13 protein-coding genes are annotated in these 21459 nt (G+C 66.1%); 12 read left to right on the top strand and 1 reads right to left on the bottom strand.

Going from position 1 to position 21459, the window contains the following annotated elements; all coding sequences use genetic code 11:
- Positions 1-423: 423 nt before the first annotated feature.
- The 5 genes from selB (at position 424) to DESPIGER_RS10100 (ending at position 12240) form a co-directional block, all read left to right on the top strand.
- On the top strand, positions 424-2367 hold the full coding sequence (selB, locus tag DESPIGER_RS10120; protein ID WP_072336337.1) for a selenocysteine-specific translation elongation factor: 1944 nt from the start codon (positions 424-426) through the stop codon (positions 2365-2367).
- 190 nt (positions 2368-2557) lie between these two features.
- On the top strand, positions 2558-4267 hold the full coding sequence (locus DESPIGER_RS10115) for an FAD-dependent oxidoreductase (protein ID WP_072336334.1): 1710 nt from the start codon (positions 2558-2560) through the stop codon (positions 4265-4267).
- A 713-nt stretch (positions 4268-4980) separates the two neighbouring features.
- Entirely contained in the window at positions 4981-8529 is a 3549-nt protein-coding gene (nifJ, locus tag DESPIGER_RS10110; RefSeq protein WP_072336331.1) for a pyruvate:ferredoxin (flavodoxin) oxidoreductase, read from the top strand.
- A 294-nt stretch (positions 8530-8823) separates the two neighbouring features.
- Complete coding sequence (gene pta, locus DESPIGER_RS10105) at positions 8824-10926, top strand: phosphate acetyltransferase (protein WP_072336328.1); 2103 nt, start codon at positions 8824-8826, stop codon at positions 10924-10926.
- A gap of 102 nt (positions 10927-11028) precedes the next feature.
- On the top strand, positions 11029-12240 hold the full coding sequence (locus DESPIGER_RS10100; RefSeq protein WP_072336326.1) for an acetate kinase: 1212 nt from the start codon (positions 11029-11031) through the stop codon (positions 12238-12240).
- A gap of 314 nt (positions 12241-12554) precedes the next feature.
- On the opposite strand, the gene DESPIGER_RS10095 is transcribed toward DESPIGER_RS10100, so the two are convergent.
- Positions 12555-13499 carry a phosphoglycerate dehydrogenase gene (locus tag DESPIGER_RS10095; RefSeq protein ID WP_072336322.1) on the bottom strand — a complete coding sequence of 315 codons (945 nt, stop codon included), beginning with the start codon at positions 13497-13499 and terminating at the stop codon, positions 12555-12557.
- 278 nt (positions 13500-13777) lie between these two features.
- Here DESPIGER_RS10095 and epsC point away from each other — a divergent pair, with 278 nt between their 5' ends.
- The 7 genes from epsC to lepB all read left to right on the top strand — a co-directional run bounded on the left by epsC (position 13778) and on the right by lepB (position 21275).
- The gene (gene epsC / locus DESPIGER_RS10090) at positions 13778-14689 is read left to right on the top strand and encodes a serine O-acetyltransferase EpsC (protein ID WP_072337715.1); all 912 of its coding nucleotides are present in this window, start codon (positions 13778-13780) and stop codon (positions 14687-14689) included.
- The gene (locus DESPIGER_RS12985) at positions 14686-14832 is read left to right on the top strand and encodes a hypothetical protein (protein WP_156831688.1); all 147 of its coding nucleotides are present in this window, start codon (positions 14686-14688) and stop codon (positions 14830-14832) included. The genes epsC and DESPIGER_RS12985 overlap by 4 nt, the downstream gene beginning before the upstream one ends.
- A 16-nt stretch (positions 14833-14848) precedes the next feature.
- Positions 14849-16102: an amidohydrolase family protein gene (locus tag DESPIGER_RS10085; RefSeq protein ID WP_072336319.1), complete on the top strand. Its 1254-nt coding sequence runs from the start codon at positions 14849-14851 to the stop codon at positions 16100-16102.
- 279 nt (positions 16103-16381) lie between these two features.
- Entirely contained in the window at positions 16382-17683 is a 1302-nt protein-coding gene (locus tag DESPIGER_RS10080; protein WP_072336314.1) for an NCS2 family permease, read from the top strand.
- A gap of 42 nt (positions 17684-17725) precedes the next feature.
- Complete coding sequence (locus DESPIGER_RS10075; RefSeq protein WP_072336311.1) at positions 17726-19105, top strand: sodium-dependent transporter; 1380 nt, start codon at positions 17726-17728, stop codon at positions 19103-19105.
- Positions 19106-19196: 91 nt separating this feature from the next.
- On the top strand, positions 19197-20570 hold the full coding sequence (locus DESPIGER_RS10070) for a sodium-dependent transporter (RefSeq protein ID WP_072336308.1): 1374 nt from the start codon (positions 19197-19199) through the stop codon (positions 20568-20570).
- An 84-nt stretch (positions 20571-20654) separates the two neighbouring features.
- The gene (lepB, locus tag DESPIGER_RS10065; RefSeq protein WP_072336304.1) at positions 20655-21275 is read left to right on the top strand and encodes a signal peptidase I; all 621 of its coding nucleotides are present in this window, start codon (positions 20655-20657) and stop codon (positions 21273-21275) included.
- Positions 21276-21459: the final 184 nt, after the last annotated feature.

Raw genomic sequence — 21459 nt, 5'->3', positions numbered from 1 at the left:
TGTGAACAAAAGGCTTTGCCGCACGGAGCTCACGGCAAAAAAACTTTTCAGCCGCCTGCGTCCCCCTGACCGCCGCCTCTCCTGCCCCGGCCAGGGCCCTCCAGCTATTCCCCGTATTTTTTTCTCGTATTTGTTCTCCGGCCGGGAACCGGCACCGGCCGGGGGGACGCGGACATGGCTCTGTTGATAATATACCGGATTCGATGGCTATTTTTGGGCAGTACCGATCCGGGACATTGATTGTGACATTTTTCACTAGACTGTCGGAAGCACGGGACGTCTCCGGTCATCCGCCGCGGCCGTTTGCAAAGCCCCGCTCTCTGGCGTACACTGAAAACCAGTTCCGCACACGGGACGGTCCCCGCTCACCGGGCCGCCGCACGGCGTTTCCGGCGGGGCTCCTGCGTTTTTTCTGGGGGTAGAATGGCTCTGATCCTGGGTACCGCCGGTCACATCGACCACGGCAAGACATCTCTGGTCCGCGCGCTGACGGGCATCGACTGCGACCGTCTGGAAGAAGAGAAGCGGCGCGGCATCACCATCGAACTGGGCTTCGCCTGGGTCCCCATGCCGGGCGGCGAGCGTCTGGGCATCGTGGACGTGCCCGGCCATGAACGCTTCGTCAAGAACATGGTGGCCGGTGCCGCCGGTGTGGACTTCGTCATGCTGGTCATCGCCGCCGACGAAGGCGTCATGCCCCAGACCCGCGAACATCTGGAGATCTGCTCCCTGCTGGGCATCCGGCACGGCTTCGTGGCCCTGACCAAGGTGGACATGGTGGACGCGGACTGGCTGGAGCTGGTCCAGGAAGACGTGCGCGCCTTCCTGCAGGGCACCTTCCTGGAAGGCGCCCCCATCTTCCCCGTCTCGTCCAGCACGGGCCAGGGCATCCCGGCCCTGCGTGAGCATATCCTGGCCTGCGCCAGCAGCCTGCCGCCCCGGCACGGCTCCGACATCTTCCGCCTGCCGGTGGACCGCGTGTTCACCCTCAAGGGCCACGGCACGGTCATCACGGGCACGGTCATCTCCGGCGCGGTCAGCGAGGGGGACGAGCTCTGCTTCATGCCCGGCGCCCTGCCCACCCGGGCCCGCAGCCTGCAGCGTCACGGCAGCGGCGTGGAGATGGTGCGCGCCGGCGAGCGCTGCGCCGTCAACGTGCAGGGCCTGGAAGTGACGGACATCCATCGCGGCAACACCCTCTGCCGTCCTGACACCCTTTTCCCCTCCCGCCGCTGGCTGGTGCGCCTGCAGTGCCTTGAATCCGCGCCGCGGCCCCTGCGCCAGCGCACCGAGGTCCACTTCCACCACGCCACGCAGGAATGCGCGGCCCGGGTGGTCTTCTTCGACCGTGACCGCCTGGCCCCCGGGGATTCCTGCCTGGCCGAGCTGCGCTTCTCCACTGACATGGTGGGCGTCTTCGGCGACCATTGCGTGCTGCGCGCCTATTCGCCCTTGCGCACCGTGGCCGGCGGCACCATCGTCAGCCCCCTGCCCCCGCTGCTGCGTCGCAAGGACCCGGATTTCCAGAACAAGCTCGATCTGCTGGCCCGTCTGCCCCAGCTGGCCGCCCCCGATTACGTCACCGCCCATTCCGGCCTCGACCTCACCAGGGCCGCCCTGAACCTCAGCGGCAGCGCGGGCGCCAGCCACAGCCAGATGCAGGTCCTCACCGGCCAGAGCGCCGCGGCCCTGCAAAAGCAGCTTGTCCAGCTTTCTTCCCAGGGCGAGGCCATCTGCTGGCACAAGGAAGGCCGCATGTGGATCGCCAGCCTGCAGTTCGAGGCCCTGATCCGCGCCTGCCTGGCCAGGGCCACCACCCTGCACGCCAAGAACCCGCTCAAGCCCTCGCTGCCCAGCGGGGCCCTGTGCGCCGGCTGGGGCGACAAGCTGCCCCAGCGCCTGGTGGCTCGCGTGCTGGACGCGGCCCAGAAACAGGGCCTGCTGGTGGCCGAAGGCGACGGCCTGCGCCTGGCCAGCCACAAGGTCACGCTGGCTTCCGACCAGGAAGGCCTGAGCCGCAAGCTGCTGGAGGCCCACACCAGCGCGGGCCTGACCCCGCCCAACCTCAAGGACGTGCTCGAGGAGCTGGGCGTGAGCAGCAAGGAGGCCGCGCCCGTCCTGCGCCTGCTGTGCGAACAGAAAAAACTGGTGCGCGTCAGGGACGGCCTGTACTACAGCAGCGAAGCCGTGGACGAGATCCTGGAAAAGGTGCGCCTGTGGTTCAGCGACCATGAGGATCTGGACGTGGGCGGCCTCAAGGAGATCCTGGGCCTTTCGCGCAAGTACCTCATCGCCCTGCTGGAGTTCATGGACAGGGAAAAGATCACCGTCCGGGTGGGAGACACCCGGCAGTACCGGGGCCGTTAGGGGCAGGGATGCCTGCCCCCGTCCGGTGGCCGGAAGGCCGCCGCCCGAGGCCCGACCAACAACAGCGTCATGCTCCGGCGGCCGCGACCGCGGCCGCCCGTGTCCGGGCGGGAGGCTCCGTCCCCGGACGGCACAAGGTTTGAGACGCCCGGCGTTTCAAACGCCAAATGCTCTACAAGGAGAGTCTATCATGGCACAGAAAATCCTGGTTATCGGCGGCGTTGCCCTGGGTCCCAAGGCGGCCTGCCGCTGCAAGCGCCTGATGCCCGACGCCGAGATCACCCTGGTGGATGAAAACCTCTTCATCTCCTACGGCGGCTGCGGCATCCCCTACTATGTGTCCGGCGAGGTCAACAACCTCGACGACCTGCGCGCCACGCCCTACCACACCGTGCGTGACCCCGAATTCTTCCGTACCATGAAAGGCATCACCGTACGCAACCAGACCCGCGCCCTGGCCATCGACCGCGCCGCCAAGACCCTGCTGGTGCGCAACGTGGTCACCGGCGAGGAAGAAAAGCTGCCCTACGACAAGCTGGTGCTGGCCACCGGCGCCACCCCGCGCATGCCTCCGGTGGAAGGCCACGACCTCAAGAACGTCCTGACCCTCACCCGTCTGGAAGCCGCCGACGCCATCCGCAAGGCCTGCGAACACGGCCAGGTCAGCGAGGCCGTCATCGTGGGCGGCGGTTTCATCGGTCTGGAAGCCGCCGTGGCCCTGTCCGACATGTGGGGCGTCAAGGTCAGCGTGGTGGAAATGATGGACCAGATGCTGCCCGGCGTGCTCTCCCACAATATGGGCAAAATGGCCGCCCACGACTGCGAGGCCCACGGCCTGTCCGTCTACACCGCCGAAAAGGTCGTCAGGCTGGAGGGCGAGGACGGCGCCGTGTGCAAGGTCATCACCGACAAGCGCGAGCTGCCCGCCCAGCTGGTGATCTTTGCCGCCGGCTTCCTGCCCAACGGCCAGCTGGCCAGGGACGCCGGTCTGGAAGTGGCCCCCTTCGGCGCCATCGTGGTCAACGAAAAGATGCAGACCAGCGACCCCGACATCTACGCCGGCGGCGACTGCGTGGCCATCAAGAACCTCATCACCGGCAAGCTGGGCTACCTGCCCCTGGGCAGCATGGCCAACCGCCAGGGCCGCGTCATCGGCACCAACCTGGCCGGCGGCGACGCCAGCTTCCCCGGCTTCGTGGGCACCTGGGCCGTGAAACTGTTCGACATGTCCTTCTGCGGCGCCGGCCTCACCGTGGAACGCGCCCGCAGGGAAGGTTACGACGCCATCTCCGTGGCCGTGGAACAGCTGGACCGCGCCCACTTCTATCCCGAAAAGCACATGATGAGCCTGGAACTGGTGGTGGACAGGAGCGACCGCCGCGTGCTGGGCATCCAGGGCGCCTGCACCGCCGGTGACGCCCTCAAGGCCCGCGTGGACGCCGTGGCCGCCGTGCTGCAGTACGGCAAGCCCACCGTGGAAGACATCTCCAACCTGGAGGTCTCCTACGCGCCGCCCTTCGCCGCCGCCATGGACGTGGTCAACGTGGTGGGCAATGTGGCCGACAACGTGCTGGCCGGCCGGGTGAAGCCCATCACCGCCGAAGAGTTCATGGACCTGTGGAACAAGCGCGCCGAAAACAATGTCTTCTTCATCGACGCCCGTCCCGCCAAGGCCGGGCAGGCCGTGCAGGCCCAGCACCCCGAATGGCACTCCATCTCGCTGGAAGAAATGCCCAGCCGGGTCAGCGAAGTGCCCAGGGACCGTCCTGTGGCCATCATCTGCAATACCGGTCTGCGCGCCTATGACAGCGTGCTGATCCTGGCCCGCAACGGCATCACCGACGTGGTCAACGCGGCCGGCGGCATGCAGGCCGTGCTCAAGACCGGCGGCAAGATCTAGCCACCTGTCCCTGTGACCTGTCCAGGGGGCTCCCGTCAGGGGGCCCCCTTTTTTGTGCCGGCCTGCGGGCCCGCCTCCTCCCGGAGGGCGGGCGATGCCCCGGGACGCGCCGGAGGCCCCGCCGCGCCTGCCCGTTGCACCGCTTTTCCGGCCTGCCGCCGGAGACCGCTCCCCCGGGGCGCCCGCCTGCACCCCGGTCCCCTCCCTGTCGTACCGGGGGCTGGGCCCGCCCTGCCTGCCCGACCTGTCCCGCCCAGGAGGGAAGGGCCCTCAAAGGCTTGCGCGGCGCCGTTTTGCGGGCTATGATCACATGACACATTTCATGGGATTTTCCGTAGTTGCCTTTTGTCGCCCTTTTTAGTAGGCAGCCTGAAGAGAGACAAAGGCGGCGGTCACGCGTCCTGCGGGGCCGCAGCGGTTCCATATCGTCCTAAGTCCTTTGTTTCTCTTGCAAAAATGCCTGTGCATTTTTTTTCACAGCCTGACCACATTAGACTGTTCAAACAAACAATTTTGTGGTAGGGCTCATCCATTGCGAACAGGCACGGTCCCGGCCGTTTTTTTCGGGCTTCTTCCGCCCGGGCCGCTCCGGCCCTCATGCCCCGGCATGATGCGATGGATCCTCTCTGTTTGCACAAGAAAGACCACCGGCCTGCCGGTGTGTCCATTCCGGAAAAACATGCGCGCCAAGATAGACGCGCAAGGAGGAACAGATGGCGAAAATGAAAACCATGGACGGCAATAACGCCACCGCGTATATTGCCTACGCTCTGTCGGACACGGCTGCCATTTACCCCATTACCCCTTCGTCCGTCATGGGCGAAGTCATGGACGAAATGGCCGCCAAGGGGTGCAAGAACCTCATGGGCCAGACCGTGACCGTGCGTGAAATGCAGTCCGAAGCCGGTGCCGCCGGTGCCGTGCACGGCATGCTGGCCGCCGGCTCCCTGACCAGCACCTACACCGCTTCCCAGGGCCTGCTGCTCATGATCCCCAACATGTACAAGATCGCCGGTGAACTGCTTCCCGGCGTCTTCCATGTTTCGGCCCGTGCCCTGGCTTCCCACGCGCTGTCCATCTTCGGTGACCACCAGGACGTCATGGCCTGCCGCCAGACCGGTTTTGCCTTCCTCTGCTCCTCCTCGGTGCAGGAATGCATGGACCTGGCCCTGGTCGCCCATCTGTCCGCCCTTGACGCCAGCGTGCCCTTCTGCCACTTCTTCGACGGTTTCCGTACCTCCCACGAAGTGCAGAAGATCGAGACCATCGACTACGAAGACATCCGCAAGCTGGTGCCCTGGGACAAGGTCGAAGAGTTCCGCGCCAATGCCATGAACCCGGAACATCCCCATATCCGCGGCACCGCCCAGAACCCCGACATCTTCTTCCAGAACCGCGAAGCCAGCAACCTGTACTATGACGCCGTGCCCGGCATCGTGCTGGAAAACATGAAGAAAGTGGCCGCCATCACCGGCCGCAAGCATCGCCTGTTCGACTATGTGGGCCATCCCGAAGCCGACCGCGTGATCATCAGCATGGGTTCCTCCTGTGAAGTCATCCAGGAAACCGTCAACTACCTGAACGAACGCGGCCAGCGCGTGGGCCTGGTGAAAGTGCATCTGTTCCGTCCCTTCTCGGCCGAACACCTGCTGCAGGCCATCCCCGCCACCGCCACCACCATCACCGTCCTCGACCGCACCAAGGAACCCGGTTCCCTGGGCGAGCCCCTGTACCAGGACGTGTGCACGGCCTTCATGGAAAAGGGCGAAGCTCCCACCATCGTGGGCGGCCGTTACGGTCTGGGCTCCAAGGACTTCACCCCCGGCATGGCCAAGGCCGTGTTCGACAACATGCTGGGCCTGGCCCCCAAGAACCACTTCACCGTGGGCATCAACGACGACGTGACCAACCTGAGCCTCGACGTTGAAGAAGAGATCGACACCGTGCCCGCCGGCACCGTGCAGTGCAAGTTCTTCGGTCTGGGCGCCGACGGCACCGTGGGCGCCAACAAGCAGGCCGTCAAGATCATCGGCGACAACACCGACATGTACGCCCAGGCCTACTTCGCTTACGACTCCAAGAAGTCCGGCGGCTTCACCGTGTCCCACCTGCGCTTCGGCAAGAGCCCCATCCAGTCGTCCTACCTCATCACCCAGGCCGACTACATCGCCTGCCACAAGGCCGCCTATGTCACCCAGTACGACATCCTGGACGGCATCAAGGACGGCGGCACCTTCGTGCTGAACTCCAACTGGTCGCTGGAAGACATGGAAAAGCACCTGCCTGCTTCCATGAAGCGCACCATCGCCCGCAAGCACCTGAAGTTCTTCAATGTTGACGCCGTTGCCGTGGCCCAGGAAGTGGGTCTGGGCGGCCGCATCAACATGATCATGCAGACCGCCTTCTTCAAGCTGGCCAACGTCATCGACTTCGACAAGGCCGTGGCCCTGCTGAAGGAATCCATCAAGAAGACCTACGGCATGAAGGGCGACAAGATCGTCAACATGAACATCGCCGCCGTGGACAAGGGCATGGACGCCTTGGTCGAGATCAAGTACCCCGAATCCTGGGCTGACGCCACCGAAGGCGCCGAAGTCTGCCATTGCGGCGACGACGACTACATCGCCGGTGTGGTGCGTCCCATCCTGGCCCAGCGCGGCGACAAGCTGCCCGTGTCCGCCATGGAACCCGCCGGCATCATGCCCCTGGGCACCGCCGCCTGTGAAAAGCGCGGCGTGGCCATCAACGTGCCCGAATGGGTGGCCGACAACTGCATCCAGTGCTGCCAGTGCTCCTTCGTGTGCCCCCACGCCGCCATCCGTCCCGTGGTCGCCAATGACGAAGAACTGGCCGGCGCTCCCGAAAGCTTCGTGACCGTGCCCGCCAAGGGCAAGGAACTGACCGGCATGAAGTTCCGCATGCAGGTGTACGCCGAAGACTGCCTGGGCTGCGGCTCCTGCGTGGAAGTCTGCCCCACCAAGCCTGAAAAGCGCGCCCTGTCCATGAAGCCCCTGGATACCCAGATCGACGCCCAGGTGGCCAACCTGGCCTTCGCCGAAGCCAACGTCTCCATCAAGGACGACCTGATGGCTCGCGACACCGTCAAGGGTTCCCAGCTGCAGCAGCCCCTGCACGAGTTCTCCGGCGCCTGCGCCGGCTGCGGTGAAACCCCCTACGTCAAGGTGCTCACCCAGCTGTTCGGCGAACGCATGCTGATCGCCAACGCCACCGGCTGCTCCTCCATCTGGGGTGCCTCTTCCCCCACCACGCCCTACACCACCAACAAGGACGGCTTCGGTCCCGCCTGGGGCAACAGCCTCTTTGAAGACGCCGCCGAATTCGGCTGCGGCATCGGTCTGGGCTACAAACAGCGCCGCGGCGCCCTGGCCCTGGCCGTCAAGGAAGCCCTGGCCACCGAAGGCATCGACGACGAACTGAAGGCCTCCCTGCAGGGCTGGCTGGACAACATGGACGACGCCGAAGGCTCCCGCAAGTTCGGCGAAGAGATCCTGGACAACCTGGACAGCCTGTCCGAAGCCAACCACGCCCTGGCCCACAAGCTGTGGGATATGGGCGACCTCTTCACCAAGAAGAGCGTGTGGATCTTCGGTGGTGACGGCTGGGCCTACGACATCGGTTACGGCGGTCTGGACCACGTCCTGGCTTCCGGCGACGACATCAACGTCCTGGTGATGGATACCGAAGTGTACTCCAACACCGGCGGTCAGGCCTCCAAGTCCACCCCGCTGGGCGCCATCGCCCAGTTCGCCGCTGCCGGCAAGCGCATCGGCAAGAAGGACCTGGGCCGCATGGCCATGAGCTACGGCTATGTGTACGTGGCCTCCATCGCCATGGGCGCCGACAAGCAGCAGGTGCTCAAGGCCTTCCGCGAAGCCGAAGCCTACAAGGGCCCCTCGCTGATCATCGCCTACGCTCCCTGCATCAACCAGGGCATCCGCAAGGGCATGGGCAAGAGCCAGGAAGAAGAAAAGCTGGCCGTGCAGACCGGCTACTGGCCCCTGTACCGCTTCAACCCCGAACTGGCCAAGGAAGGCAAGAATCCCTTCCAGCTGGACTACACCAAGGATCCCAACGGTGAACTGCAGGCCTTCCTGGCCGGCGAGACCCGTTTTGCCGCTCTGGACAAGAAGGATCCCGAAGTGTCCAAGCAGCTCAAGGCCGAACTGGACAAGGCCTACAACGAGCGTCACGCTCTGTACAAGCAGCTGGCCAGCCTGCCCCATCCCGGCAGCGAAAACTAAGCCGGCATACGCTGAATGAATGAAGGGGCGCGGCCGCAACGGCCGCGCCCCCATTATCTGGAGCACGGGTCCGGCCCCCGCGTCCTCCGGCACCGCCGGCCAGGACGCGCCCATGCCGGGACGGCAGCCCCGCATGGAGCACCACCATATTTCCGCCCGCCCGGGCAGCGGCCTGCGGGCCGCGGCGCGCGGCGCGCCATCAGCCCATCCGCGCTCTGGAAGTTTCCGGCTTGCGAAACTTCAACCATAACGGCATCGATTCACCGGGGCCAGCGCCCCGTCCTGGAGGAAACCATGCATCGCGCCCTATACCTTACCGCCACGGGCCCGCGCACCGGCAAGCGCGCCATCGCCCTGGGCACCATGTCCATCCTGAGCCGCAACATGCAGGATGTGGCCATCTTTCGCCCCATCATCAATGAACCCCAGCTGGATGACCGCGCCCCGGACATCAACCTGCTGCTGGAACATTTCAAGCTCAAGCAGGACTACTGCGACACCTTCGCCTACACCTACCAGGAAGTGCGCACCATCATCAATCAGGGCGACCGCAACCTGGTCATCGAGAACATCATCCAGAAGTTCAAGGAACTCCAGAGCCGCCACGATTTCGTGCTCTGCGTGGGCACCGACTTCCTGGGCAAGGACCCGGTCTTCGAATTCGAACTGAACGCCGAGATCGCCTCCAACCTGGGCTGCCCCGTGATGCTCATCACCAGTGGTGAAGGCAAGACCGCCGAGGACGTGCGCGACTCCCTGCTGGTGACCCGCGACTCCATGGCCCCCTACTCCCTGGATGTCATCGCCACCATCGTCAACCGCGCCAGCCTGACCCGCGCCGAAGCCGACGACCTGAGCGACATCTTTGCCGTGGACGGCAAGCCCGGCCTGGTCTACGCCATCCCGGACGAGCCCGCCCTGGGCCGCGCCACCATGCGCGACCTGCAGAAGGGCCTCAATGCCGAGGTGCTCTCCGGCGAGGCCCACCTCGACGCCCTGGTGGGCGACTACCTCATCGCCGCCATGCATGTGGACAACTTCCTGGGCTACCTGGCCAAGGATCAGCTCATCGTCACCCCCGGCGACCGCACCGACATCCTGCTGGCCTCCATCGCCTCCCGCCTGTCCTCCAGCAAGCCCGACATCGCCGGCGTGCTGCTGACCGGCGGCATCCGCCCCAGCGCCGAAGTGAGCAGCCTCATCGAGGGCTGGACCGGCGCTCCCCTGCCCGTGCTGCTGACCGACCAGCACACCTCCAAGGCCTTCATGTCCCTGCAGGAGATCTACGGCCTCATCGAGCCCACCGATACCCGCAAGATCAACACCGTGCTGGGCCTGTATGACCACTACGTCAACGGCAAGGAGATCAGCGCCCGCCTGAACATGACCAAACCCGGCCGCATGACGCCCATGATGTTCGAACTGAACCTCATCGAGCGCGCCAAGGCCAACAAGATGCGCATCGTCCTGGCCGAAGGCGAGGAACCCCGCATCCTGCAGGCCACGGACATCCTGCTGCGCCGCGAAGTGGCCGACATCATCCTGCTGGGCAATGAGGACAAGATCAACAAGCTGGCCCGCGAACTGCACCTTGACGTCAGCAAGGCCACCATCATCGATCCCACCACCTCGCCCAAGTTCGAAGACTACGCCGCCACCTACGCCGAACTGCGCAAGGCCAAGGGCGTGACCATCGAACGTGCCCGCGACGTCATGAGCGACGCCACCTACTTCGCCACCATGATGGTCAAGAAGGACGATGCCGACGGCATGGTCTCCGGCGCCGTGAACACCACCGCCCACACCATCCGTCCCGCCTTCGAGTTCATCAAGACCAAGCCCGGCTATTCCGTGGTCTCCTCGGTCTTCCTGATGTGCCTCAAGGACCGCGTGCTGGTCTTCGGCGACTGCGCCGTCAACCCCAACCCCACCTCCCAGCAGCTGGCCGAGATCGCCGTGGCCTCCGCCGATACCGCCAGGGTCTTCGGCATCGAGCCCCGTGTGGCCATGCTCTCCTACTCCACCGGCACGTCCGGCAAGGGTGCCGACGTGGATGTGGTGGTGGAAGCCACGGCCCTGGCCAAGGAAAAGGCTCCCCAGCTCTCCCTGGAAGGCCCCCTGCAGTACGACGCCGCCATCGATCCCACCGTGGCCAAGACCAAGCTGCCCAACAGCAAGGTGGCCGGCAAGGCGACCGTCTTCATCTTCCCCGACCTCAACACCGGCAACAACACCTACAAGGCCGTGCAGCGCGCCGCTGAGGCCGTGGCCATCGGTCCTGTCCTGCAGGGCCTCAACAAGCCCGTCAACGACCTGTCCCGCGGCTGCACCGTGCCCGATATCGTGAACACCGTGGCCATCACCGCCATCCAGGCCGCTGCCGAAAAGCAGAAGTAGCACGGGCACGCGCCGGCCGCGCCCGGCATCCTGTCCGCAACCATCATATCAGGGACGGAGCCACGGCTCCGTCCCTCCATTCCCCCCCGACGAGGATCTCTCATGAAAGTACTGGTCATCAATGCTGGCTCTTCCTCCTGCAAATATCAGCTGCTGGAAATGGACACCGAGACCGTCCTGGCTTCCGGCCTGGCCGAACGCATCGGCCAGGGCGGCACGGGCAAGCTGACCCACAAGATCGCCCCCGACACCGACCACGAGGAAAAGATCGTGCGCGAAAGCGCCTTCCCCACCCATGTGGAAGCCATGGAACTGGTCATCTCCCTGCTGACCGATGCCGAAAAGGGCGTCATCAAGGACAAGAGCGAGATCTACGCCATCGGCCACCGCGTGCTGCACGGCGGCGAATCCATCACCGAGACCGTGAAGGTGGACGAGAACGTGAAGCAGATCATCCGTGACTGCTTCCCCCTGGGCCCCCTGCACAACCCCGCCAACCTCATGGGCATCGAAGTGGCCGAAAAGCTCTTCCCCGGCGTTCCCAACGTGGCCGTGTTCGACACCGAATTCGGCATGGCCATGCCGCAGGAAGCCTACATGTACGGCCTGCCCTACGAGATCTACGAAGAGATGCACATCCGCCGTTACGGCTTCCACGGCACCTCCCACAAGTACATCGCCAAGAAGACCGCCGAATACCTGGGCAAGCCCCAGTCCGAGCTGCGCTCCATCACCATGCACCTGGGCAACGGCTCTTCCATGAGCTGCGTGAAAGACGGCAAGTGCTTTGATACCAGCATGGGCCTCACGCCTCTGGAAGGCCTCATCATGGGCACCCGCTGCGGTTCCATCGACCCGGCCATCGTCCCCTTCATCATGGAAAAGAAGGGCCTGACCCCCGAGGAGATGGACACCCTGATGAACAAGAAGTCCGGTCTGCTGGGCCTGTGCGGCTTCACCGACATGCGTGACGTGCACAAGGAAGTGGAAAACGGCAACAAAAAGGCCGAACTGGCCCTCAAGATGCTGGTCCGCAGCATCAAGAAGACCCTGGGCGCCTACTTCTTCCTGCTGGGCGGCAAGGTCGATGCCCTGGTCTTCACCGCCGGCATCGGTGAAAACGACGACATCGTCCGCGCCATGGTCTGTGAAGGCCTGGAAGAGCTGGGCGTGCGCCTGAACCTGGAAGAAAACGGCACCCGCAAGCCCGGTGCCCGCACCATCTCCACCCCCGACAGCAAGATCAAGGTCCTCATCATCCCCACCAACGAGGAACTGCAGATCGCCCAGGCCACCATGGAAGTGCTGGCCTAAGACACAGATGCCGCAGGGGGGAGCCGCTTTCCCCTGCGGTGCAAAGCGGCCCCGCCCCGCGTTCCCCTTCCCCAAACCGCTCCCGGGAAGGCGCGTCCCGCGCACCTTCCTCCGTTCAAAGCAGAGCGGCAAGGGACGGGCGCGGCAGCGAAGGACGCATACGGAGCTGTGCCCGCCGCACCGGTACCTCGCTTCCCGGCGTCAACGACAGCTCCCACGATACGGAACGGGGCCGTCTCCCTCAGGAGACGGCCCCGTTTTCTTTTCCCTTCAGGGCAGAGCGGCACAGAAGCGGGGCACGGCCTTCCCCCGCATCAGCATCCGCCGGAGCCCCCCAATCCCAGATCGCGGAGCAGGTTGCTGACGGCCATATGGCCCATGGTGGCCACGGCGCCGCTGGTGGAGGACGAGCAGTGGGACCCCATGACCAGGTTGTCCAGGGCGTACCAGCGGGCGTCCTGCGGCGGTTCCTGCTCGAACACGTCCAGACCGGCGCCGTAGATGCGCTTCTGCTCCAGGGCCTCCAGCAGGGCGGGGCCGTCCACCAGCTCGCCTCGGGCGGTATTGATGAGGATGGCGGTGGGCTTCATGAGGGCCAGCCGCGGGGCGTCCACCAGATGGCGGGTGCTGTCGTCGAGGCTGGTGTGCAGGCTGATGAAATCGGCTTCGCGGAAGATGCGTTCCAGACCGGCGCGTTCCACATGGTTCCCGGCGGCCCAGGCGTCATCCCAGGCGATGTCGTGCCCCAGCACCTTCATGCCGAAGCCCGCGCCGCAGCGGCGGGCCACCCGCTTGCCGACGGCGCCCAGGCCGATGATGCCCACGGTCTTGCCGTACAGGTCGATGCCGGTGATCTTGCTCCAGTCCCGTTCGCGGCAGCGGCGGTCGATGAGGGCCACCTTGCGGGCCACGCCCAGCATGAGGGCCAGGGCGTAGTCGGCCACGGCCTCGCTGTTGGCGCCCACGGTGCGGGAGACCCTGATGCCGCGGGCCTCGCAGGCGGCCAGGTCGATATTGTCCAGGCCCACGCCGTACTTGGCGATGGCCCGGAGCCGGGGCGCGGCGGCCAGCACCGTGGCATCGACGGGGTCCACGCCCACGATCAGGCCGTCACAGTCGGCCAGCTTCTCGCACATCCGGGCAGCGGAGAGGATGGCGCCGGTATCGTTGCGCACGACGTCCAGCCCCGCGTCGCGGAGGATGTCGAAAAGTTCGGGATTGTTCTTGCCGAAGGATCGCGGGGTGGCCAGGACTTTCATGGCGGGGCTCCTTGTGGGGAAGGGGTGGACGGGGCGGGAGGCCCGTTGCGCGCATGCCGCCCCGGCCGGCAGGGACGGGACAGGCGGGGGCGGCGGTCCGTGCCCCTGTCCTGCGGCATGGGGGACGGCGGTCCTGCACGGACGGGGCCTGCGTCCTGAACCTAGCCCAGCGGGCGGATTTGTCAATGACGGGCGCTGCCGCCGGCAGGTGCCCGTTTTCCTTTGCCTTGCGGGCCTCTGCCGTGTACAATGCGCGAAAAAACATGACGCAGGTGATTATGAGCATTCTTCAGGACACTCCTTCTTCCGACGCCATGCAGCGCCTGGATTCCGTGGTCGACCGTCTTTGCCATCCCGAATCCCTGGACAAGGTCTGGCACTGTTCGGCCCGCGGCATGGCCATGCCTTCCCTGGACAGGCTGAGCGAGATCATGGATCGCCTGCGGGCAGCGCTGTTCCCCGGCTATTTCGGGGCCGCGCGCGTCTGGCGCGAATCCATGCGCCATCATCTGGCCGCCAACCTGGACAGCGTCTACCGGCTGCTGGCCGAGCAGATCCAGCGCGGCATCTCCTTCTCCTGCACGGGCGAGGGCGAGGGCTGCCAGAACTGCGAGCGCAACAGCCGCGAGCTGGCGCTGGCCTTCATGGACAAGCTGCCGGACATCCGCCACAAGCTGGCCGGGGATGCCCAGGCGGGCTACGAAGGCGACCCCGCGGCCACCAGCCCGGGCGAGACCATCTTCTGCTATCCCTCCATGTACACCATGGTGCATCACCGCATCGCCCACGAGCTCTACAGCCTCAAGGTGCCGCTGATCCCGCGCATCATCTCCGAGATGGCCCACTCGCGCACGGGCATCGACATCCATCCCGGGGCCACCATCGGCAACGATTTCTTCATCGACCACGGCACGGGCGTGGTCATCGGCGAGACCTGCATCATCGGCAACAGCTGCCGCCTCTACCAGGGCGTGACCCTGGGCGCGCTCTCCTTCCCCAAGAACGCCGACGGCACCCTGACCAAGGGCATCCCGCGCCATCCCATCCTGGAAGACCGGGTGACGGTCTACGCGGGCGCCACCATCCTGGGCCGCGTCACCGTGGGCCGGGGCGCGGTCATCGGCGGCAATGTCTGGATCACGGACGACGTGCCCGCCGGGGCCAAGGTCACGCAGGAGCGGCCGTCATGAGGCCCGCGCGCAAGGGGCGGCCCTTCCTGCCGCTGCTTCTGCTGGCGGCGGTGGTGCTGGCGGCCTGCCTGAGCGGCTGCGGCACGGAGGTCAAGGCCAAGGGACAGATGATCGGCGGCGTCTCCATGGGACGCGGCCTGTAACAGCGAGGTCGGGATCATGCGTACTCTGGTACAGGGTGGTCTGGTGGTGCGCCATGACGGCGTGCGCAAGGCCGATGTCTTGTTGGAGGACGAACGTATCGTGGAAGTGGGCGAGGGCCTTTCCGCTTCCGGCGCCTGCGTGGTGGACGCCACGGACTGCTATGTGCTGCCCGGCGGTGTGGATGCCCAGGTGCGTCCCGCCGGGGCGGGGCTGGGCGGACTGGCCCGGGCCGCGCTCATGGGCGGCACCACCAGCCTGGGCGTGCTGCCGCCGTGCGACGGCTCCGCGCCGGTCACGGACGGCCTGCCCGTGGATGTGGTCGTGCACGCCGACGCCGCCGGGGAACTGCCGGATGCGGCGGCCTGCGCGGCCTTCCCCGCGTCGCTGCTGACGGCCGCCGATGCCTGCATGCGCCTGCGCGACCTCAGGGCCCGGGACATGCTGCCGCTGGCCGCCTGCGGTCTGGAGCCCGTGGGCAGGGGCATGCGCGCCCGTCTGGAGGCCGAAGGACAGCGGGACGTGCAGGTCTGGCCGCAGGTCTTCCCCGCCTATGCCGAAGAAACGGCCGTGCGTCTGGCGCTGACCCTGGCCCATGCCGCGGAAAGCCCCCTGTGCCTGGGCCCGGTCTCGTCGGCACGCGCCCTGACGGCGCTTTCCGGCGGGCACGGCTGCGGCCGTGTCCATGCCTGCACGGCGCCGCGCTATCTGCTGCTGGATGCCGCCAGCTACGGCGAGGGCGCGGCCGAGGGCCTGAAGTATGTCTGCATGCCGCCCCTGCGCGCCCCGCGCGACGGGCGCCTGCTGTGGGACGCCCTTGCCCGCGGCCTGCTGGATCATGTGGTCTCCGCCCATGACGAGGTCAGCTACGCCCGCAAATGGGCCACCGGCCGGGAATCGGTCTTTGCCTGCCCGCAGGGCATGCCCGGCGTGGAGACGCGCCTGCCCCTGCTGTTCTCGGAAGGCGTGCGCAAGAGCCGCCTGACCCTGCCGCGCTTCGTGGACGTGGCCTGCACCACGCCCGCCCGTCTGCTGGGCCTGGGCGGGCGCAAGGGCCGCCTGGACGCCGGTTTCGATGCCGACGTGGTGGTGCTGGACCCGGCCTGCCGCCGGGAACTGAGCGCCCGCGAGCTGCATCAGGGCGACTATACTCCCTATGAAGGCCTTGAGGTGCAGGGCTGGCCGCGCCATGTCTGGGCGCGGGGCCGCCGCATGGTCACGGACGGTGCCTGGAGCGGCCCGGAGCAGGGCGGCACCGGCCCGGCCGCCTGAGGGACGTTTTTACCGGCGCGGCATCCCTGACGGGGGTGCCGCGCCTTTTTTGCTTTGGCGGCGCACTTGGCAGAGTGCGCCTTGCCGGGTATAAGAACGCTTCGCACCCCTGTTGCGGAGCGCGGCTGACGGCTGTGCCGCCGCAGGCAACGGGAGGCACGGCCCCTGCCGGCCGGGCGGGACGCCCGGAGACCGGCCCTTGCGGGCCGGTCTTTCTGCCGGTGCGTCCGGGGGCGCCGCACTCCCACGGCGGAGCTCTCCGGTCAGAAAGGAGGATGTATGCTGGAAAGGATCTTTGCCCTCAAGGCCAACGGGACCTCGGTACGGCAGGAATTGCGCGCCGGCCTGACGAGCTTCATGGCCATGTGCTACCTGATCTTCGTGGTGCCTTCCATGCTGGCCGATGCGGGCATGCCGCGCGAGAGCGCCGTGGCCGCGGTCATCTGGGTGACCATCGCCATCACCCTGCTCATGGGCCTGTGGGCCCGCTTTCCCGTGGGCGTGGCGCCCGGCCTGGGGATCACGGCCTTTTTTGCCTATTACGTCTGCGGCCCGGCGGGCTACAGCTGGCAGACGGGCCTGGGCGCGGTCTTCATCTCCGGCGTGTTCTTCATGCTGCTGACCGTGACCCGCGTGCGGCAGATGATCATCGACGCCGTGCCCATGGATCTGAAATACGCCATCGTGGTCGGCATCGGGGCCTTCATCGCCTTCATCGGCCTCAAGAACTGCGGCATCGTGGTGGCGGACCCCTCCACCTTCGTCACCCTGGGGCCCCTGACCAGGCCCGAAGCCCTGCTGGCCCTGGGCGGCCTGGCCCTGATGGCCATGCTCATGTGCCTGCGGGTGCCCGGCTCCATGATCATCGGCATCCTGACCGTCACCGTGGCCGGCGTGCTCTGCGGCGTGACCTCCATGCCGGAGCAGGCCTTTTCCGGTTTCAGCCTGCCCCTGCCCACCGGGACCTTCATGCAGATGGACCTCAGGGGCGCCCTGCATCACGGCCTGATCTCCATCATCTTCACCCTGACCATGGTGGACCTGTTCGACAACATGGGCGTGCTCATCGGCCTGGCGCGCAAGGCCGGCTTCATGGATGAGAAAGGCCACATCCGCCATCTGGACAGGGCCCTGGTGACGGACTCCATCGGCACCATGTGCAGCGCCGTGCTGGGGGCCACCACGGCCACCTCCTACCTGGAATGCGCCGCCGGTGTGGCCGAAGGCGGCCGTACCGGCCTCACGGCCGTGACCATCGCGGGCCTGTTCCTGCTGGCCCTGTTCTTCACGCCGCTGGTGGCCATGGTGCCCGCCTATGCCACGGCCCCCGTGCTGGTGCTGGTGGGCGCCCTGATGATGCAGGAAGTGGTGCAGATCAAGTTCCGCGACCTGAGCGTGGCCATCCCGGCCTTCCTGACCATCATCGCCATGCCCCTGACCTTCAACATCGCCACGGGCTTCGGCTTCGGCTTCATCAGTTTCGTGGTGCTGCGCGTCCTGACCGGGCGCTGGCGCGAGGTGAGCCCCGTCATGTACATCGTTGCCGTCTGCTTTGCCGCCAATTTCGCGTTGCGCGGCTAGCAGGGCTTTTCATTTCAACTCTCAAAGGATCAAGGCGGAATTATGTCTGGTAACACACAGCGTGAGATGCTGGGAAGCCGGCTGGGCTTCCTGCTGCTTTCGGCGGGCTGCGCCATCGGGCTGGGGAACGTCTGGCGTTTCCCCTACATCACCGGCGCGTATGGCGGCGCCATCTTCGTGGGTATCTATCTGATCTGCCTGTTCGCTGTGGTGCCTACCATGATCATGGAGTTCGCCGTGGGCCGTGCCGCCCGCCGCAACATGGGCCTGGCCTTCCACATCCTTGAGCCCAGGGGCAGCAAGTGGCACTGGGGCGGCAAGGTGGCCCTCATCGGCAGCTATCTGCTGATGATGTTCTACACCACGGTCACGGGCTGGATGCTCTATTACTGCTGGTACATGGCCAGCGGGGCCCTGAGCGGCCTGGACGCCGCCGGCGTGGGCACGTTCTTCGGCGCCACCCTGGGCGATCCCGTGGCCCAGGTGGTGGGCATGACCCTGGTGGTGCTCATGGGCTGCGGCGTGTGCGCCATGGGCGTGCAGAAGGGCGTGGAGCGCGTGGTCAAGCTGATGATGCTGGGCCTGCTCTTCATCCTCATGGCCCTGGTCATCCGCTCCCTGACCCTGCCCGGCGCCGAGGCGGGCGTCTCCTTCTACCTGTCGCCCGATCCCTCCAAGCTGGAGAAGACCGGCCTGTTCCCGGTCATCAACGCGGCCATGAACCAGGCCTTCTTCACCCTGTCCGTGGGCATCGGCGCCATGTGCATCTTCGGCAGCTACCAGAGCAGGGACCGCTCCCTCACCGGTGAGGCCATGTGGATCATGGGCCTGGACACCTTCGTCGCCCTGATGGCCGGCCTCATCATCTTCCCGGCCTGTTTCGCCTTCGGCGTGGAGCCGGGCGCCGGGCCCGGCCTGGTCTTCGTGACCCTGCCCAACATCTTCAACGTCATGGCCGGCGGCCGGCTGTGGGGCACGCTGTTCTTCATCTTCATGAGCTTCGCCGCCCTTTCCACGGTCATCGCCGTGTTCGAGAACATCATCTCCTACAGCGCCGACGTGTGGGGCATGGAGCGGCGTCGCGCCACCTGGCTGCATGCCGTGGGCATCTGGCTCTTCTCGCTGCCCTGCGCCCTGGGCTTCAACCTGCTGGCCGGTTTCCAGCCCCTGGGCCCCGGCACCAGCGTGCTGGATCTGGAAGACTTCCTCATCAGCAACAACATCCTGCCCCTGGGCGGCCTGTTCTTCCTGCTCTTCTGCTGTCTGCGCCGCGGCTGGGGCTGGGACAACTTCATCGCCGAAGTGGACCAGGGCACCGGCATGAAGTTCCCCCGCTGGCTGCGCGGCTATGTGACCTATGTGCTGCCCTGCCTGATCATCTTCGTGTTCGTCATGGGGTACGTGGACAAGTTCTGCAAGTAGACGGGCCCGGCGGCCCGCAAGGGCCGCCCCCGCCTTTTCCCGCTCACAACGCTACATGCCGCCCCGCATCCGCGGCCGGCAGGGAGGTTTCATGTCTCAGTCCAGAGAGATGCTGGGCAGCCGTCTGGGCTTTCTGCTGCTTTCGGCGGGCTGCGCCATCGGGCTGGGGAACGTCTGGCGCTTCCCCTACATCACCGGTGCGTACGGCGGCGCGGTCTTCGTGGGCGTCTACCTGCTCTGCCTGCTGGCCGTGCTGCCGGTGATGATCATGGAATTCGCCGTGGGGCGCGCGTCCCGCAGCAACATGGGACGCGCCCTGAAGGTCCTGCCGCCCGAAGGCACGCGCTGGCACATGTTCAGCAGGATCCCCCTGTGGGGCAGCTACCTGCTCTCCATGTTCTACACCACGGTCACGGGCTGGATGCTGGCCTATTGCTGGCACAGCCTTGCCGGCAACCTGGCCGGGCTGGACACCGCGGGCGTGGCGGCCTTTTTCGGCAGCACGCTGGCCAGCCCCCTGGAGCAGGTGCTGGGCATGACCATCGTGGTGGGCGCGGGCTGCCTGGTCTGCGCCATGGGCGTGCAGAAGGGCGTGGAGCGCGTGGTCAAGGTCATCATGGTGGGCCTGCTGGCCATCCTGGTGCTGCTGGTGGTCCGCAGCCTGACCCTGCCCGGCGCGGGCGCGGGCGTGAGCTTTTATCTGGCCCCGGACGTAGGCAAGATGCAGAGCGTGGGCTGGTACGCCGTGCTCAATGCGGCCATGACCCAGGCCTTCTTCACCCTTTCCGTGGGCATCGGCAACATGACCATCTTCGGCAGCTACCAGAGCAAGGACCGCTCCCTCACCGGCGAGGCCCTGTGGATCATGAGCCTGGACACCTTCGTGGCCATCATGGCGGGCCTGATCATCTTCCCGGCCTGCTTCGCCTTCAGCGTGGCGCCCGACAGCGGCCCGGGCCTGATCTTCATCACCCTGCCCAACATCTTCAACGCCATGGACGGCGGCATCCTCTGGGGCACGCTCTTCTTCGTCTTCATGAGCTGCGCCGCGCTCTCCACGGTCATCGGCGTGTTCGAGAACATCATCTCCTACAGCGTGGACGTCAGCGGCATGCCCCGCCGCCGGGCCTGCGCCGTACATTTCGTCTGCCTGTGGCTGGCCTCGCTGCCCTGCGCGCTGGGCTTCAACCTGCTGGCCGGCTTCCAGCCCTTCGGGCCGGGCAGCTGCGTGCTGGATCTGGAGGACTTCCTGCTCAGCAACAACCTGCTGCCCTTCGGCTGCCTGCTCTTTCTGCTCTTCTGCAGCTGGCGGCGCGGCTGGGGGTGGGACAATTTCGTGGCCGAGGTCAACCAGGGCCAGGGGATGCGCTTCCCGCGCTTCATGAAGTATTATCTGCGCTACGGCCTGCCCTGCATCATCCTGCTGGTCTTCGTCATGGGCTACGTGGACAAGTTCGGCAAATGATGTCCGGGGGCTTGCCCTCGGCGCGTTGCCGGGGCATAGTGCAAGGGCCGCACGCTGGGCGGCAATCCCGCTAAAGGAAGATCCATGAGTACACTGCTGCAGAAATCCTCCAAGAAATCGCTGATCCGTGAATACGGCGAAGCCCTGCTGGTGGCCCTGGTCCTGGCCTTCGTCATCAGGACCTTCGTGGTCCAGGCCTACAAGATCCCCTCGGAATCCATGGTCGAGACCCTGCTGGTGGGCGACCACCTGCTGGCCAGCAAGTTCGCCTACGGCATCAAGATCCCCTTCACCCACAGCTACATCTACCGCGGCGATGATCCCGCCTACGGGGACATCATCATCTTCGAATACCCCAACGATCCCTCGGTGGACTACATCAAGCGCGTCATCGGCCTGCCCGGCGACGTCATCACCGTGCGCGACAAGCGCCTCTACCGCAACGGCATGCCCGTGGAAGAGAGCTACGTCCGCTACGAACAGCCCAACATCATCGAGCCCGTCCGCGACAACTTCGGGCCCGTGACCGTGCCGCCGGACAAGTATTTCGTCATGGGCGACAACCGCGACAATTCGCTGGACTCCCGCTTCTGGGGCTTCGTGGACCGCGGCGCCATCCAGGCCAAGGCCTGGCGCATCTACTGGTCCTGGGACGACAAGGACAACAGCCCGCGCTGGAGCCGCATCGGCAAGGCCGTGCGCTAGGACGCGGAAGACGGGGAGGGCCTGTGGCGGGCAGCGTACCGCTGCCGGGAGGCCGTGCCTTCTTCCGGCCGCCTTTTCGCGCACGCGTGCCGGGCATGCGGCGGGAGGATGCCGGCGGGGAGCCGTGCCGGAGAAGCCGCACGGGGGCTCTTCCGGCCGCCATCGCAGGAACGCCCCGGCCTCC

Origin of the sequence: Desulfovibrio piger, assembly GCF_900116045.1 — a bacterium.
Lineage (GTDB): Bacteria > Desulfobacterota > Desulfovibrionia > Desulfovibrionales > Desulfovibrionaceae > Desulfovibrio > Desulfovibrio piger_A.
The sequence above is the reverse complement of the archived record's forward strand: the minus strand, read 5'-3'. Positions and strand labels throughout refer to the sequence as shown.